This window comes from Sphingobium soli, assembly GCF_020782245.1.
Lineage (GTDB): Bacteria > Pseudomonadota > Alphaproteobacteria > Sphingomonadales > Sphingomonadaceae > Sphingobium > Sphingobium soli.
In genome coordinates this window covers 148,458-164,151 of sequence record NZ_JAJGNP010000004.1, presented here as the reverse complement: position 1 = coordinate 164,151, position 15,694 = coordinate 148,458, and the positions used below count along the sequence as shown (strand labels likewise).

The 15,694-nt window shown below is 62.3% G+C and carries 14 protein-coding genes; 10 read left to right on the top strand and 4 right to left on the bottom strand.

Annotated elements, in window-relative coordinates; all coding sequences use genetic code 11:
• Nucleotides 1–12: 12 nt before the first annotated feature.
• The 7 genes from LL253_RS07300 (at nucleotide 13) to LL253_RS07270 (ending at nucleotide 8,690) form a co-directional block, all read left to right on the top strand.
• Nucleotides 13–1,203, top strand: a complete 1,191-nt coding sequence (locus LL253_RS07300) for an acetyl-CoA C-acyltransferase family protein (protein ID WP_228226737.1) — start codon at nucleotides 13–15, stop codon at nucleotides 1,201–1,203.
• Nucleotides 1,200–1,637, top strand: a complete 438-nt coding sequence (gene mce, locus LL253_RS07295) for a methylmalonyl-CoA epimerase (RefSeq protein ID WP_228226736.1) — start codon at nucleotides 1,200–1,202, stop codon at nucleotides 1,635–1,637. Before LL253_RS07300 ends, mce begins: the two co-directional genes overlap by 4 nt.
• A gap of 114 nt (nucleotides 1,638–1,751) precedes the next feature.
• Nucleotides 1,752–3,899, top strand: a complete 2,148-nt coding sequence (scpA, locus tag LL253_RS07290; protein ID WP_228222813.1) for a methylmalonyl-CoA mutase — start codon at nucleotides 1,752–1,754, stop codon at nucleotides 3,897–3,899.
• The gene (bioB, locus tag LL253_RS07285; protein ID WP_228226735.1) at nucleotides 3,899–4,987 is read left to right on the top strand and encodes a biotin synthase BioB; all 1,089 of its coding nucleotides are present in this window, start codon (nucleotides 3,899–3,901) and stop codon (nucleotides 4,985–4,987) included. The genes scpA and bioB overlap by 1 nt, the downstream gene beginning before the upstream one ends.
• Before the next feature lie 406 nt (nucleotides 4,988–5,393).
• Entirely contained in the window at nucleotides 5,394–7,394 is a 2,001-nt protein-coding gene (locus tag LL253_RS07280) for an acetyl-CoA carboxylase biotin carboxylase subunit (protein ID WP_228226734.1), read from the top strand.
• Between the two features lie 103 nt (nucleotides 7,395–7,497).
• The gene (gene alr / locus LL253_RS07275) at nucleotides 7,498–8,544 is read left to right on the top strand and encodes an alanine racemase (protein WP_228226733.1); all 1,047 of its coding nucleotides are present in this window, start codon (nucleotides 7,498–7,500) and stop codon (nucleotides 8,542–8,544) included.
• The gene (locus tag LL253_RS07270) at nucleotides 8,544–8,690 is read left to right on the top strand and encodes a DUF2256 domain-containing protein (RefSeq protein ID WP_228226732.1); all 147 of its coding nucleotides are present in this window, start codon (nucleotides 8,544–8,546) and stop codon (nucleotides 8,688–8,690) included. Before alr ends, LL253_RS07270 begins: the two co-directional genes overlap by 1 nt.
• Before the next feature lie 54 nt (nucleotides 8,691–8,744).
• On the opposite strand, the gene LL253_RS07265 is transcribed toward LL253_RS07270, so the two are convergent.
• Together LL253_RS07265 and LL253_RS07260 are read right to left on the bottom strand one after the other, a co-directional pair.
• Nucleotides 8,745–9,917 carry an acetyl-CoA C-acetyltransferase gene (locus tag LL253_RS07265; RefSeq protein ID WP_228222807.1) on the bottom strand — a complete coding sequence of 391 codons (1,173 nt, stop codon included), beginning with the start codon at nucleotides 9,915–9,917 and terminating at the stop codon, nucleotides 8,745–8,747.
• Between the two features lie 49 nt (nucleotides 9,918–9,966).
• Nucleotides 9,967–11,055 (bottom strand): alpha/beta hydrolase, encoded by a 1,089-nt coding sequence (locus tag LL253_RS07260; protein ID WP_228226731.1) that lies wholly within the window; start codon nucleotides 11,053–11,055, stop codon nucleotides 9,967–9,969.
• Between LL253_RS07260 and phaR the strand changes: the two genes are divergently transcribed.
• Both phaR and proS read left to right on the top strand, forming a co-directional pair.
• Nucleotides 11,054–11,641, top strand: a complete 588-nt coding sequence (gene phaR, locus LL253_RS07255; RefSeq protein WP_009821605.1) for a polyhydroxyalkanoate synthesis repressor PhaR — start codon at nucleotides 11,054–11,056, stop codon at nucleotides 11,639–11,641. The two genes, LL253_RS07260 and phaR, sit on opposite strands and share 2 nt — an antisense overlap.
• An 84-nt stretch (nucleotides 11,642–11,725) precedes the next feature.
• On the top strand, nucleotides 11,726–13,252 hold the full coding sequence (proS, locus tag LL253_RS07250; protein ID WP_228226730.1) for a proline--tRNA ligase: 1,527 nt from the start codon (nucleotides 11,726–11,728) through the stop codon (nucleotides 13,250–13,252).
• 60 nt (nucleotides 13,253–13,312) lie between these two features.
• On the opposite strand, the gene hslU is transcribed toward proS, so the two are convergent.
• On the bottom strand, nucleotides 13,313–14,614 hold the full coding sequence (gene hslU, locus LL253_RS07245; protein WP_228226729.1) for an ATP-dependent protease ATPase subunit HslU: 1,302 nt from the start codon (nucleotides 14,612–14,614) through the stop codon (nucleotides 13,313–13,315).
• A 24-nt stretch (nucleotides 14,615–14,638) separates the two neighbouring features.
• Nucleotides 14,639–15,208, bottom strand: a complete 570-nt coding sequence (gene hslV, locus LL253_RS07240; protein ID WP_300114670.1) for an ATP-dependent protease subunit HslV — start codon at nucleotides 15,206–15,208, stop codon at nucleotides 14,639–14,641.
• Nucleotides 15,209–15,382: 174 nt separating this feature from the next.
• On the opposite strand from hslV, the gene LL253_RS07235 reads away from it, so the two are divergent.
• Nucleotides 15,383–15,571: a hypothetical protein gene (locus LL253_RS07235; RefSeq protein ID WP_037542210.1), complete on the top strand. Its 189-nt coding sequence runs from the start codon at nucleotides 15,383–15,385 to the stop codon at nucleotides 15,569–15,571.
• Nucleotides 15,572–15,694 lie beyond the last annotated feature (123 nt).

Here is a 15,694-nt window from a genome sequence, read left to right as displayed (position 1 = left end):
GGAGTGGATTTTATGAGCAACGGACAGGATATTTTCATCGTCGCTGGTGCGCGCACGGCGATCGGGACGTTCGGTGGGGCGCTGGCGTCTTTCCGGCCAGCCGAACTGGGCGCCATCGTCATCAGGGAAGCGATCGACCGGGCGGGTATTACCGGGGCCGATGTGCAGAATGTCGTCATCGGCACGGTGGTTCCGACCCAGCCCAAGGACGCCTATGTCAGCCGCGTCGCGGCGGTGAACGCGGGCATACCGACCGATGCGCCGGCGATGAACGTCAATCGGCTGTGTGGTTCGGGGCTTCAGGCCATCGTGTCGGCGGCGCAGGCGATTGCGCTGGGCGAGCATGATATTGCCGTAGCTGGCGGGGCCGAATCCATGTCCAATGCCCCGCATATGGTGCTGTCTGCGCGCAATGGGCAGAAGATGGGCAATATCGAGATGGTCGACGCCATGCTTGGCGCGCTGCACGATCCGTTCGAGAATATCCATATGGGCGTGACGGCGGAAAATGTCGCCGAACGCTGCGGCATCAGCCGCGAGGAGCAGGATGCCGTGGCGGTGGAAAGCCACAAGCGCGCCGCGGCTGCCATTGCGGCAGGCTATTTCAAGGAGCAGATCGTTCCGGTCGAAATCAAGACGCGCAAGGGCGTCACCATCTTCGACACCGACGAGCATGTCCGCGCGGACGCATCGTTGGAGGGAATGGGCGGCCTTCGGCCCGTGTTCAAGAAAGACGGCACAGTAACGGCGGGCAACGCATCGGGCATCAATGACGGTGCGGGCGCTGTCGTGCTGGCAAGCGGCAAGGCGGTCGCGGAAAAGGGCCTGAAGCCGCTCGCCCGGATCATCGCCTGGGGCCACGCCGGCGTTGAACCCAGCGTGATGGGGTTGGGCCCGGTGAAAGCGGTTCCGGTCGCGCTCGCCCGCGCCGGCCTGACGCTCGACCAGATGGACGTGATTGAAAGCAACGAGGCCTTCGCTGCGCAGGCCTGCGGCGTTGCCAAGGAACTGGGCTTCGACCCGGCCAAGACAAATCCCAATGGGTCGGGCATTTCGCTCGGGCATCCGATCGGGGCGACCGGCGCGATCCTGACGATCAAGGCCGCCTATGAGCTGAAACGGACCGGTGGCCGCCATGCGCTGATCACCATGTGCATCGGCGGCGGGCAGGGCATCGCCATGGTGATTGAGGCGGTGGCGTGAAACTGGGCCGGCTGAACCATATCGGGGTGGCGACGCCTTCGCTGGAGGCGAGCCTCGCTTATTATCGCGACGTCATGGGGGCAACACTGGCGCATGCTCCGTTCGATTTGCCGGCGCAGGGCGTCAAGGTCTGTTTCGTTGATACGCCGGGAGAAAATGGCACTGCGGGCACGCAGATCGAACTGATCGAACCTTTGGGTGAGGCCAGCCCGATCCATGGGTTTCTGGCCAAGAATCCGGCCGGCGGGCAGCATCATATGTGCTATGAAGTGCCCGACATCATGGAAGCGAAGGCCTGGTTTGAAAGGCTAGGCAAGAAGATACTGGGCGAACCGCGCATCGGCGCACATGGCACGCCCATCTTTTTCGTGCACCCCAAGGACATGAACGGGGTGCTGACCGAGATTATGGAGACGCCCAAAGAGGCGCATTGAAAACTGAAACCCGTTCGTTTCGAGCAGCTTCGAGCACAGTTGAGAAGCGTCCGTCGAGAAAGGTTCTCGACAAGCTCGAACCGAACGGAGGTTGGTGACAGGGACGGAAATTGCATGACCGAGAAGCCGACGCTGGATCAATGGGCCGCCGCTGCCGCCAAGGAGGTGAAGGGCAAGGACCTGAACTGGGAGACCCCGGAAGGGATCACAGTGAAGCCGCTTTACACGGCCGACGATGTCAGCGTGGATCCCGGTTTGCCCGGCTTCGCGCCTTTCACGCGGGGCGTGCGCGCGTCCATGTATGCCGGGCGACCCTGGACCATCCGCCAATATGCCGGTTTTTCGACCGCCGAAGAATCCAACGCCTTCTATCGCCGCAACCTGGCTGCGGGTCAGAAAGGGCTGTCTGTCGCGTTCGACCTGGCGACGCACCGGGGCTATGACAGCGACCATCCCCGCGTGACGGGCGACGTCGGCAAGGCCGGCGTGGCGATCGACAGCGTGGAGGATATGAAGATCCTGTTCGACGGCATTCCGCTCGACAAGATGTCGGTCAGTATGACGATGAACGGCGCGGTGATCCCGATATTGGCGTTCTTCATCGTCGCGGGTGAAGAGCAGGGCGTCGATCGCGCGCTGCTCGACGGGACCATCCAGAACGACATCCTCAAGGAGTTCATGGTCCGCAACACCTATATCTACCCGCCCGAACCCTCGATGCGGATCATCAGCGACATTTTCGGCTATACGTCGCGTGAGATGCCCAAGTTCAACAGCATCTCCATTTCCGGCTATCATATGCAGGAAGCCGGCGCGACGCAGGTGCAGGAGCTGGCCTTCACCATCGCGGACGGCATCGAATATGTGAAATATGGCGTGGCGTCGGGCCTCGACATCGACAAGTTTGCCGGGCGGCTGTCCTTCTTCTTCGCCATCGGCATGAATTTCTTCATGGAAATCGCCAAGCTGCGCGCGGCGCGAGTCCTGTGGCATCGGGCGATGACGCAGCTTGGCGCGCAGCAGGAGCGGTCCAAGATGCTGCGCACCCACTGCCAGACGTCGGGCGTGTCCCTGACCGAGCAGGATCCCTATAACAACGTCATGCGGACCACCATTGAGGCGATGGCCGCGATGCTGGGCGGCACCCAATCCCTGCACACCAATGCGCTGGATGAGGCGATCGCCCTGCCAACCGACTTTTCCGCCCGTATCGCCCGCAATACCCAGTTGGTGATTCAGGAGGAAACCGGCATGTGCAATGTCGTCGATCCGCTGGGCGGCAGCTATTATGTCGAGGCGCTGACCCAGCAGCTGGTGGACGCCGCGCAGGAGATCATTGATCGGGTCGAAAACGAGGGCGGCATGGCCAAGGCGGTCGCCGCCGGCTGGCCCAAGGCGATGATCGAGACGGCAGCGGCTGCTCGGCAGGCCCGCGTCGATCGCGGTGAGGATGTGATCGTCGGCGTCAACAAATATCGCCGTGCCAACGAAGACCTGCTGGAGACGCTGGAAGTCGACAATAGCAAGGTGCGCGAAGCGCAGATCGCCCGCATCAATCGCGTCAAGGCAGACCGTGACGAAGCGGCCTGTGAGGCGGCGCTCGACGCCCTGCGCGCGGCGGCGGCCGGCCCGCAGAGCATCGAGAATAACCTGCTCGCTCATGCGGTCGAAGCCGCCCGCGCCCGCGCGACGCTGGGCGAAATATCCTCCGCCATGGAGGACAGCTTCCAGCGCTACGGCACGCAGCCGACGCCTGTGAAAGGCGTCTATGGCGCGCCGTACAAGGATGACAGCCGCTGGCAACAGGTTCTCGACGGCGTGCAGGCCGTCGAACGGCGCCTCGGTCGAAGGCCCAAGCTTCTCGTTGCGAAGATGGGCCAGGATGGACACGACCGGGGCGCCAACATCATTGCATCGGCTTTTGGCGATATGGGCTTTGACGTGGTGTCCGGACCACTGTTCCAGACGCCGGAGGAAACGGTAGTGCTGGCGCTGGATAGCGGCGTCGATGTGGTTGGTGCCTCCAGCCTGGCCGCCGGGCACAAGACCTTGATTCCCGAACTGATCGCCAAGCTGCGCGAGCAGGGCCGCAGCGATATCAAGGTGATTGCGGGCGGCGTCATCCCGCCGCAGGATTATGACTTCCTCCGTGACGCGGGCGTCCAGGGCATTTATGGCCCTGGCTCCAATGTCGTGGAGTGCGCCGCCGATGTGCTGCGCCTCCTTGGCCACAACATGCCCCCGCTGGAGGAAGCCGCGTGATGAATAGCCCCGAAACCCCATCTCCGTTCGGTTCGAGCTTGTCGAGAACGGATGCACAGGGCTCTGGACAAGCTCGAACCGAACGGGAAGGGGGAACCCCTCGCACCGACTGGACCCGCGCCGAAATCGCCGCGCTGTTCGACCTGCCGTTCAACGACCTGATGTTCGATGCGCAGTCGATCCATCGCGCCAACTTCCCGCGCAATCAGGTGCAGTTGTCCACTTTGCTGTCGATCAAGACCGGCGGCTGCCCGGAGGATTGCGGCTATTGCAACCAGTCCGCCCATGCCGAAAGCGGCCTCAAGGCCGAGAAGCTGATGAGCGTGCAGGCGGTGATGCAGGCGGCGGCGCAGGCGAAGGATGCGGGCAGCTCCCGTTTCTGCATGGGCGCGGCCTGGCGCAATCCCAAGGATCGGGACATGCCCGCCATCGTCGAGATGGTGAAGGGCGTGCGCCAGATGGGCATGGAAACCTGCATGACGCTGGGGATGCTGAGCGAAAGCCAGGCGGACATGCTGGCCGACGCCGGCCTCGATTATTACAACCACAATATCGACACTTCGCCCGAACATTATGAGAAGGTCATCACCACGCGGACCTTCGACGACCGGCTGGTAACGCTCGAAAATGTCCGTAATTCAGGTATTAACGTGTGCAGCGGCGGCATCGTGGGCATGGGCGAGACGCGCGAGGATCGCGTCGGCTTTCTCCATGCGCTGGCCGTGCTGCCACGCCATCCCGAAAGTGTGCCGATCAACGCGCTGGTGCCGGTGAAGGGCACGGTGCTGGGCAATATGCTGGCCGACACGCCGCTCGCCAAGATCGACGAGATTGAGTTCGTGCGGACCGTTGCCGTCGCGCGGATCGTGATGCCGGAGAGCATGGTGCGGCTCTCCGCCGGGCGCGAGAGCATGAGCGAGGCCTGTCAGGCGCTCTGCTTCATGGCAGGAGCGAACAGTATCTTCACCGGGGACAAGCTGCTGACGACGGCGAATGCGGGCGACAATGCCGACACGGCGCTGTTCGCGAAGTTGGGCGTCGTGCCGATGCAGGCCGAGGTGAAGGTTGAGTTGGAGGCGGCGGAGTGAAATTCGCGCCCACCCTCGTCACCCCGGATTTAATTCGGGTTCCCGCTTCTTCTTCGCCGCCGCGCGGGAAGAAAGCGGGATGCCGGATCAAGTCCGGCATGACGGGTGTGGGTCAGGTGGGCGTATGACCGGCGGTAAAGTCATCGCTCTTTCTTGGCTGACTTTCGCTGCGCTTATCCTGAGCAGCGGATCAGCTTGGCTCGGTTGGTATATTGCTGTGTCTGTTCTGCTCCTATGGCTGATCGGCATTTACTTCATTCTTCGGCGAAAATCTTCTCGCTGACACACACAACATCCGTTTGCCCTGAGCTTGTCGAAGGGCTGCACTTCTTTCCGAAGTGAAGAACGGGGCTTCGACAATCTCGGCCCGAACGGCTGATAGTATAGGACTGGGATAGGAAATAGAATGGCAATCACCAAGATCCTGATCGCGAACCGTGGCGAAATTGCGTGCCGTGTCATGCGCACGGCCAAGAAGATGGGCATTGCGACCGTCGCGGTCTATTCCGATGCCGATGCGCGCGCGCCGCATGTGCTGATGGCCGACGAAGCCGTGCATATCGGCCCGTCGCCCGCCGCCCAATCCTATCTGCTGGCCGACAAGATCATCGAAGCGTGCAAGGCCACCGGCGCCGACGCTGTCCATCCCGGCTATGGCTTTCTTTCTGAGCGCGAGAGCTTCCGCAAGGCGCTGGATGCGGAGGGTATCATCTTCGTTGGCCCTCCCGCCAATGCCATTGCGGCGATGGGTGACAAGATCGAGTCCAAGAAGCTGGCCAAGGAAGCGGGAGTCAACGTCGTCCCCGGCTTTGTCGGCGTCATTGAGGACACAGACCATGCCGTAAAAATCTCCAACGAGATCGGCTATCCGGTGATGATGAAGGCCTCAGCCGGCGGCGGAGGCAAAGGCATGCGGCTCGCCTATAGCGAGCAGGATGTGCGCGAAGGCTTTGAGGCGACCAAGCGCGAAGGGCTGGCGTCCTTCGGTGACGATCGCGTCTTCATCGAGAAGTTCATCGAAAGCCCGCGCCACATCGAAATCCAGGTGCTGGGCGACCAGCATGGCAATATCGTCTATCTCAACGAACGCGAATGCTCGATCCAGCGCCGCCATCAGAAGGTGGTCGAGGAAGCGCCATCGCCCTTCGTGTCGCCCGAAATGCGCAAGAAGATGGGCGAGCAATGCGTCGCGCTCGCCCGCGCGGTCGGCTATTTCAGCGCGGGCACGGTCGAACTGATCGTGTCGGGCGAGGACAAGACCGGCGACGGCTTCTACTTCCTGGAAATGAATACCCGGCTTCAGGTCGAACACCCTGTCACCGAAGAAATCACCGGCGTCGACCTTGTCGAACAGATGATCCGGGTCGCCAATGGCGAAAAGCTCGCCTTCGGCCAAGCCGACGTGAAGATCAACGGCTGGGCGATCGAGAACCGCGTCTATGCCGAAGATCCCTATCGCGGTTTTCTTCCCTCGACCGGCCGCCTGATCCGTTACAATCCGCCGGAGCAGGGCACGGACGAGACCGGCGCGAAGGTGCGCGTCGACGATGGCGTTGCGGAAGGCGGTGAAGTCTCGATGTTCTACGATCCCATGATCGCCAAGCTGGTGACATGGGCGCCCACGCGCCTTGAAGCCATCGACAAGCAGATCGAGGCGCTCGACCGGTTCGAGATCGAGGGGCCGGGGCATAATATCGATTTCGTGTCCGCATTGATGCAGCATGAGCGCTTCCGTTCCGGCAATATCACTACCGGCTTCATTGCCGAGGAATATCCCGAAGGCTTCAAGGGCGCCCCGGCGTCTCCGGAACTGCTGCGCCAATTGTCGGCCATCGGCGCTTTCGCCGCGATGGCGCAGGCTGATCGCGCCCGCCGGATTGAAGGGCAACTCGGCAAGCGGTTGTCCCCCCCCACGGGCTGGCAGGTGAAAATCGGCGATGCGGTCCACGATGTCGTGATCGATGGAGACCATGTCACCGTCGATGCGGAAAGCATCGACATGGCGCTGGAATATACGCCGGGCGATCGGCTGATCGAGGCGGAGTTCGGCGACAAGATGCTGGCGGTCCGCATCGCATCGGCCCGGTCCGGTTTCGTCCTGACGGCGCATGGCGCAAGCCATCGCCTGCGCATCCTGCCCGCGCATGCTGCGCCCTATGCTGCGCACATGCTGGAAAAGGTTGCGCCGGATCTTTCAAAATTTCTGATTTGCCCGATGCCCGGACTGCTGGTCGCGCTCAACGTCAAGGAAGGCGACAAGGTCGAGGTCGGCCAGCCGCTTGCCGTCATTGAAGCGATGAAGATGGAAAATATCCTGCGCGCAGGCAAGGCGGGTACGGTCAAGAGCGTGTCGGCCGCGCAAGGCGAAAGCCTGCCGGTGGACGCGGTGATCCTGGAACTGGAATAGGCCAGGCGTCGCAAACGGCTCGACGCAGGAGTTGTTTGGGCGGACATGGATTGCCCTGCCTGCCCCCTCGACGGCGAAGGCGCAGCCCGCTATCCGCGTCGCGATGCATGGCTATATCGCTCCGCTTCGGCTGCGCCTGGATGGCGACGCGCTGGTGTCCAACTGGCGCTGGCTGGCGCGGATGAGTGGCCCGGCGGCGTGCGGCGCGGCCATCAAGGCCAATGGCTATGGGCTGGGTGCGGAGGAGGTCATGCGGCGCCTTACGCACGCGGGCTGTCGCGACTTTTTCGTGTCCAATTGGGGGGAGGCCCTGGCGCTTGAGCCATTGATGGCGGATGGCGTGCGCCTGTCCGTGCTGCATGGCGTGCGCGACGAGGATATGGCTATCGCCGTTGCGTCGCGCGCGAAACCCGTTCTGTGCGCTCCCGCGCAGGTCGCGCGGTGGCGCGATGCGGGACAAAAGTCCTGCGACGTCATGATCGATACCGGCATGAACCGGCTCGGACTGGACTGGCGTTGCGATGCGGCGGGGATTTTGGACGGGCTGACCATCGAGACGGTCATGAGCCATCTCGCTTCGGCCGACGAAGAGGTGGCGCTCAACGCGGTGCAACGGGATCGCTTCGCACAGATTGCCCTTGGCGTCCCGGCAGAACGATATAGCCTGGCCAATAGTGCAGGCATCTGCCTGAACGCCGATTATCGGTTCGACCTGACACGGCCGGGAATCGCGCTTTACGGCGGCGTGCCTCATGCCAAGGCAGCCGGGCATATCCGCCGGGTCGTGCAGCCGCAGGCGCAGATATTGCAACGGCGTCGACTGATCGCGGGGGACAGCATCGGCTATAATGCGACCTTCACCGCAAAGCAGGATCATGAGGTGGCCATTTTGAACCTTGGCTATGCCGATGGCTATCTGCGCGGTTTTTCCGGCACGGGTGCGGCGAGCGTGGCGGGCGTTCGCCTGCCAGTGCTGGGACGGGTGTCGATGGACCTGGCGGCGATCGATGTCAGCGCCGTGCCCGGCCTGTCCGAAGGAGACTGGGTCGATATCGATTATGATCTGCCGCGCGCTTCGGCCGCGTCGGGCCTGTCGCAATATGAGCTTCTGACAGGGCTTGGCGCACGTTATGACCGGCTGTGGGCTTGATGCCGCGGGGCGTCGCCAAAGCGCATCTGCCGACGAAGACGTGCCCGGTCTGCCAACGCCCCTTTGCCTGGCGCAAGAAATGGGCGCGGGACTGGGAGAGCGTCATCTATTGTTCGGAGCGGTGCCGGCGGTCCAAAATATCTTGAAAAAAAGGCCGCCAGGTTTCGCCCGGCGGCCTTTTGCGATCATGCGACTTGAGATCAGCGTTCGATGCACATGGCAACGCCCATGCCGCCGCCGATGCAAAGCGTGGCCAAGCCCTTTTTCGCGTCGCGCTTGCCCATTTCATAGAGCAAGGTCGTCAGCACCCGCGCGCCCGATGCGCCGATGGGATGGCCGATCGCGATTGCACCGCCATTCACATTGACCTTGTCCGGATCAAAGCCCAGTTCCTGGCTGACGGACAGGGCCTGTGCCGCGAACGCCTCATTGGCTTCGATGAGGTCGAGGTCGGCGACCGACCAGCCCGCCTTGGACAACGCCTTGCGGCTGGCCGGAGCCGGGCCAATGCCCATGATCGACGGATCGACGCCGCAGGTCGCAAAGCCTGCGATACGGCCCAGGATCGTCGCGCCGCGCTTGGCGGCCTCATCGGCCGTCATCAGCACCAGCGCGGCGGCGCCGTCGTTCAGGCCGCTGGCATTGCCTGCCGTGACCGAGCCGTCCTTCTTGAAAGCGGGTTTGAGGCCACTCATCGCCTCGATCGTCGCGCCATCGCGAATATATTCATCGGTATCGACGATCGTGTCGCCCTTGCGCCCCTTGACCGTCACGGGCGTGATTTCATCCTTGAAGCGACCGGAGGACCGCGCGGCCGACGCCTTGTTCTGGCTGGCCACGGCGAATGCGTCCTGCGCTTCGCGGCTGATCTGATATTTCTCGGCCAGATTCTCGGCCGTAATGCCCATATGATAGCCGTTGAACGCATCGGTCAGGCCATCGACGATCATGGTGTCGATCAGGCTGACATTGCCCATTTTCTGCCCGGCGCGCAGGAACTGGGCGTGCGGGGCGAGCGACATATTTTCCTGACCGCCCGCAACCATGATGCGCGCGTCGCCCAGCGCGATCGCCTGCGCTGCGAGCGCGACGGCACGCAGGCCCGACCCGCAGACCTGATTGATCGCGAAGGCGGTACGATCCACCGGGATACCGGCAGCGACCGCTGCCTGACGGGCGGGATTTTGGCCCAGCCCTGCCGTCAGGACATGGCCCAGAATGACTTCATCCACCTCCTCGGCCGAAACCCCCGCCTGTTCCAGCGCGGCCTGAATCGCGGTCTGGCCCAGGACATGCGCCGGCGTGCTGCTGAATGCGCCAAGAAAGCTGCCGACGGGCGTGCGCTTCGCGGCGGTGATGACGATGTCTGACAAGGCCTCTATCCTCTTTGATGGTGGATGGGTTTTCGCAGGCGCAATAGCATCAGCCGCCATGGCTGGAAAGCCAGTGGGACAAAGGTTGCCACAGCAGTTCGGGGGCGCGGCTACCGACTACCATCCCCACATGGCCGAGCGACAGGCTGCGCGCCTCCCGCAGATGCGGGCTGGCGGCCGCCGGCACGATGCGGTCGGTAGTGGATCGGATCGACAAAGTGGGACAGGTGAGGGCTTGGGGATCGACCGTCATATGTCCTACGCGCCATTGCCCGCGTCCCGTGGCATCGCCAGCATAGAAGGATTCGAACAGGTCGCGTCCCGCGGCATAGGTCAGCGGTGGCCCTTCATTCGCCCAATCCTCGACCGCCAGAAATGCCTGCTCAGCATCCGAACCCGATTCGGCGTCGGCGAAGGCGGCGAACTTGCGGATGGTGCGCGCGGGGTCCATCGCCCAGAAGCCTGACTGCAAGACCTCCATCGGCACATAACCGATCCGCTGGCACATCGCTTTCGCGCCCCTCCATAGAGAGGCGATCAATTCCAGATCGGCCGCGGGGAAATGACTGAAGCGCCACGGGGCCGCAATGGTCGCGACTGCCGCTGTGGGGACGAGCGCCGCCGCTCCCAATGCCAGGCTGCCACCCAGGCAGTAGCCGACAAGAATTGGCGGGCGCGGCAGGGCGGCGAGCAGCGGGAGCAGGCGTTCCGTCACATGCCCGTCGAGGCCAAGCGAGGCATCCGCGGCGTCGGGCGCGCCCCAATCGACCAGATAGGCGTCGTGCCCTGCTGCGACCATGTGGCGCAGCAAGGATCGGCGTTCCGATAGATCGAGCACATGCGGAGGGTTGATCAGCGAAGGAATGAAGACCACCGGAAAACGATCGTTTTGTGCGCCATATTGCAGCAGGCGTGCCGATCCGGCGTGGGCGACAGGCCGCCCCGCATCACGCACTGGCGGCCGATCGGCGTTCTGATATTTGCGCAGTCCCGCAAGCGCGCGCTTGCGAAGGTCTGGATCCCCCTCTGTCTCGCGCCATAAAATATTGAGAAAAAGGGGCAAAGGCCGGGGGCCATGTTGCGGTGCGGCAACGCCCTGTGCTATTGCGGCATTCGCAGGTGTGGGAGAGGTATCCATGTCCAAATCAAAGGCCGCCAATAGTTCGGAACCGGTCGTCATCAAGAAGTACGCCAACAGGCGGCTCTATAACACCGAAACATCCAGTTACATCACCTTGGACCTGTTGTCGCAGATGACGCGGGAAGGGCGGGAATTTGTCGTGGTCGATGCCAAGACCGGCGAGGATATCACGCATAATGTGCTGACACAGATCATCATGGAAGAGGAACAGCGCGGCAAGAACATGCTGCCGGTCAACTTCCTTCGCCAGTTGATCGCCATGTATGGCGATTCGATGCAGTCGATGGTTCCGCAATATCTGGAAGCGTCGATGGATGCGTTCCGCAAGAACCAGCAGCAATTCCAGGAAGCGATGAAGGGCGCGTTCGGCGGTGGCCCGCTGGCCGAGATCGCCAAACGCAACATGCAGATGTTCGAAGCAGCCGCCAGCGCTTTTGGCAACGGCGTACCGGGAATGCCCGGGACGATGCCGGGTGCGCAGCCGACGCCGGGCAGCGTATCGGAAGGCGCGAAGGACGACGAGATCGCTGAACTCAAGGCGCAGCTCTCCGCGCTCAATGCCAAGATCGACAAGCTGAGCTGACCGCGTCGGCAAAGGGTCGACAGGGATAGCGCGTCTGGCCTATGGCGCGCCATTCTCTCAATCGACCAGCCAAGGCCAGCCATCGTGAAGCACGCTCTTTCCGTTTCCCGCGAACAGGATTTCGCCGCCTGGTACCAGGCTGTCATCGCCGAAGCCGACATGGCGGAGGAAAGCGGTGTGCGCGGCTGCATGGTAATCCGCCCCTGGGGCTATGGCATCTGGGAGCGGATGCAGAAGCTGCTCGATGAGCAGATCAAGGCGACCGGCCATGAAAATTGCTATTTCCCACTGTTCATCCCGCTGTCCTACTTCGAAAAGGAAGCCGAGCATGTCGACGGCTTTGCCAAGGAAATGGCGGTCGTCACCCATCACCGGCTGATTCAGCAGGACGGCAAGCTGGTGCCGGACCCCGAAGCAAAGCTGGAAGAGCCGCTGGTCGTGCGTCCCACATCGGAGACGGTCATCGGCGCGGCGTTCAGCCGCTGGGTGCAGAGCTGGCGCGATCTGCCCGTGCTGATCAACCAGTGGGCCAATGTCGTGCGCTGGGAAATGCGCACGCGCATGTTCCTGCGCACTGCCGAGTTTCTGTGGCAGGAAGGGCATACCGCGCACGCGACGGTCGATGAAGCCATGGACGAAACACTCAAGATGCTGGAAGTCTATCGCGCCTTTGCCGAAAAGTGCGTGGCGATGCCGGTGATCGCAGGCGAAAAGCCGGAGAATGAGCGTTTTCCCGGCGCAGTCGCCACCTATTCGATCGAAGCGATGATGCAGGATGGCAAGGCGCTGCAGGCAGGCACCTCACATTTTCTGGGCACGACCTTCAGCCAGGCGCAGAATATCAAGTTCCAGAATGCCGAAGGGCAGCAGGAACTGGCGCAGACGACCAGCTGGGGCGTTTCCACCCGTATGATCGGGGGCCTTATCATGACGCATGGCGATGATGACGGCCTGCGTGTCCCGCCGCGCGTCGCGCCTTATCAGATCGTGATCGTGCCGATGCTGCGCGACACGGAGGAGGACGCGGCGATTGTCGAATATTGCACGGATCTGGTTCATCGTCTGAACCAGCTGGACGCATTCCGCGAACCGGTGCGCGCGCTGCTCGACAAACGGCCCGCGAAGGCCGCGACCAAGCGCTGGGGCTGGGTCAAGAAGGGGGCGCCGATCGTGATCGAGGTCGGTAGCCGCGACGTGGCGGGCGGTAATGTATCCGTCATCCGCCGCGACCGCCTGTACCGCGAGGACGGCAAGCTGGACAGCCGGATCGTCGCCAAGGATGATCTGGTCGGGAGCGCGGCGTCGATGCTGGAAGAGGTTCAGGCCGCTCTCTTTGCGGATGCCAAGGCGCGACTGGACGTGGCCATCGATGAGACGATCGCAGACATCGATGCGTTGAAAGCCTATTTCACGGCCAGCAAGAAGCCGGGATGGGCGCTGGTGCAGTGGGCCAAGCCTACCGGCGCTGAACTGGAAAAGGTCGTTCAGTGGCTTAAGGGCGAAAAGCTGACGCTGCGCAATGTCCCGAACGATGCGGCGGCGGCCGACGGCGTGTGCATCTTCACGGGCGGCGCGGCGGTCGAGCGCGTGCTTGTAGGCCGCTCCTACTAAAGTTCAGCGATCGCTGGCGAAGTCGAAACATGCGTCTCGACTTCGCCAGAATGACCTTCGTTACAGCACATATTTGCTAAGGTCGGTGTCGCGCGCCACCGCGCTTAGTTGCTTTTCGACATAGGCGGCGTCGATCACCAGCGTTTCGCCGCGCCGATCCTCCGCATCGAAGCTGACATCTTCCAGCAGCTTTTCCATCACCGTCTGAAGGCGGCGGGCGCCGATATTCTCGACCTCGCTATTCACCTCTGCGGCAATCTTCGCGACGGCGCGAATGCCCTCGGGCGTCAGGTCGATCGTCACCTCCTCGGTTGCCAGCAGCGCGCGATATTGCGCGACCAGGCTTGCCTTGGTGTCGGACAGGATGGCGACGAAATCCTCTTCGGTCAGCGCCTTCAATTCAACGCGGATCGGTAGCCGGCCCTGCAATTCAGGGAGCAGATCGCTGGGCTTGGCAACGTGGAACGCGCCGGATGCTATGAAGAGGATGTGATCGGTCTTGAGCGGGCCATATTTGGTGGCCACGGTCGTCCCTTCGATGAGCGGCAGCAGATCACGCTGCACGCCTTCGCGGCTGACCGATCCGCCCCGCACATCGCTGACCGCGATCTTGTCGATTTCGTCCAGGAACACGATGCCATTCTGCTCAGCGCTACTGATGGCGACGCGGGCGACGTCGTCCTGATCCAGCCTTTTGTCCTGCTCTTCCTCGACCAGCTTGTCCCAGGCATCGGCAACACGCATTTTGCGCCGCTTCTTCTGGGTCTGCCCGAACGCCTTGGACATCATGTCGGAAAGGTTGATCATGCCGACCTGACCGCCCATACCGGGTATCTCCATGGGCATGGATGGGCTGTCGGCGACGTCCACCTCGACCTCGACCTCGTTCATCTGGTCATTCTCTATCTTCTGGCGGAACGACAGGCGCGTCGCCTCACTTGCTTCCTTGCCGGTCAAAGCATCGAGCAGCCGCGCCATCGCAGCTTCGGACGCCGCTTCGCGCACAGCTTCGCGGCGGCGATCCTTTTCCAGACGCACCGCTTCCTCGACCAGGTCGCGGACAATCTGCTCTACGTCCCGGCCGACATAGCCGACTTCGGTAAACTTGGTCGCCTCCACCTTAACGAACGGAGCGTCGGCGAGTTTTGCCAGACGGCGGCTAATTTCAGTCTTGCCGCATCCCGTCGGGCCGATCATCAGGATGTTTTTGGGCGTCACCTCGTCGCGCAGATCGGCGGACAGATGCTGGCGGCGCCAGCGGTTGCGCAGCGCAACGGCGACGGCGCGCTTGGCATCCTGCTGTCCGATGATGTGCGCGTCCAACGCAGCGACGATGGCTTTGGGCGTAAGATTGTCGTTCATAATCTCTTCTTGGGAAACTGGAGGTCAGGCGACGCTGTCGAGCGTTTCGATCGTCAATTGGTCATTGGTGTAGACGCAGATGTCGGCAGCGACGGCCATGGCCTTGCGCGCCAGTGCTTCAGCGTCCTGTTCATAATCCATCAGCGCCCGGGCCGCCGCGAGCGCGAAATTACCCCCCGACCCGATCGCTGCGACGCCATTCAATGGTTCGAGGACGTCGCCATTCCCTGTCAGGATCAGCGTTACATCCTTGTCGGCGACGATCATCATCGCCTCCAGGTTGCGCAGATATTTGTCGGTGCGCCAATCCTTGGCCAGTTCAACGGCGGCGCGCATGAGCTGGCCGTTGTGGCGCTCCAGCTTCGCCTCCAGCCGTTCGAACAGGGTGAAAGCATCGGCGGTAGCACCGGCAAAGCCGCCAATCACGCTGCCATCATGCAGGCGGCGGACCTTGCGGGCGTTGGGTTTCATCACGGTCTGGCCCATGGACACCTGACCGTCGCCGGCCACGATAACTTTGCCATTTTTTCGGACGGACATGATGGTGGTGCCGTGCCAGACCGGCATGGAAGATGCGCGAGGTTGATCGTTCATGCCGCGCGATATGGGACGCGAGGAAGAACCGCGCAAGAGACGGCGTTGCGCCGTAGGCTGTGTCATTAATACGACATATATATTTCAAAGCTGTGCCGGAACCAAACTGGGTCAATTGACATTGTGCAGCGCACAACAAATGATCAGCTATCGGTTTCGACAGGAGCGACATGGATGACTCTCAAGGCCAGGGCCATGGAAAAGGTCGAGCGCGCGGGGATATCCAACTACAGCTTTGATGAGGATGTGCTGGTCATGTGTGGCATACGCTACACGATCGATGTGTGCGATTGTGGTGAAGCGAATTGCGACGGCGTCAAATTGACTAGACACCTGGCCGCCATCAATCGCAACCTGCAATAGATATGGCATTTGCGGGATAATGTCTCCGGCGCCGCTCGAAAGGGGGCACGGATGCGGCAGGGCGGTCAACTGGCATTCACCAGAGCCATTTTACTATCGATGGGCGCGAAGCGGTTGACAGGG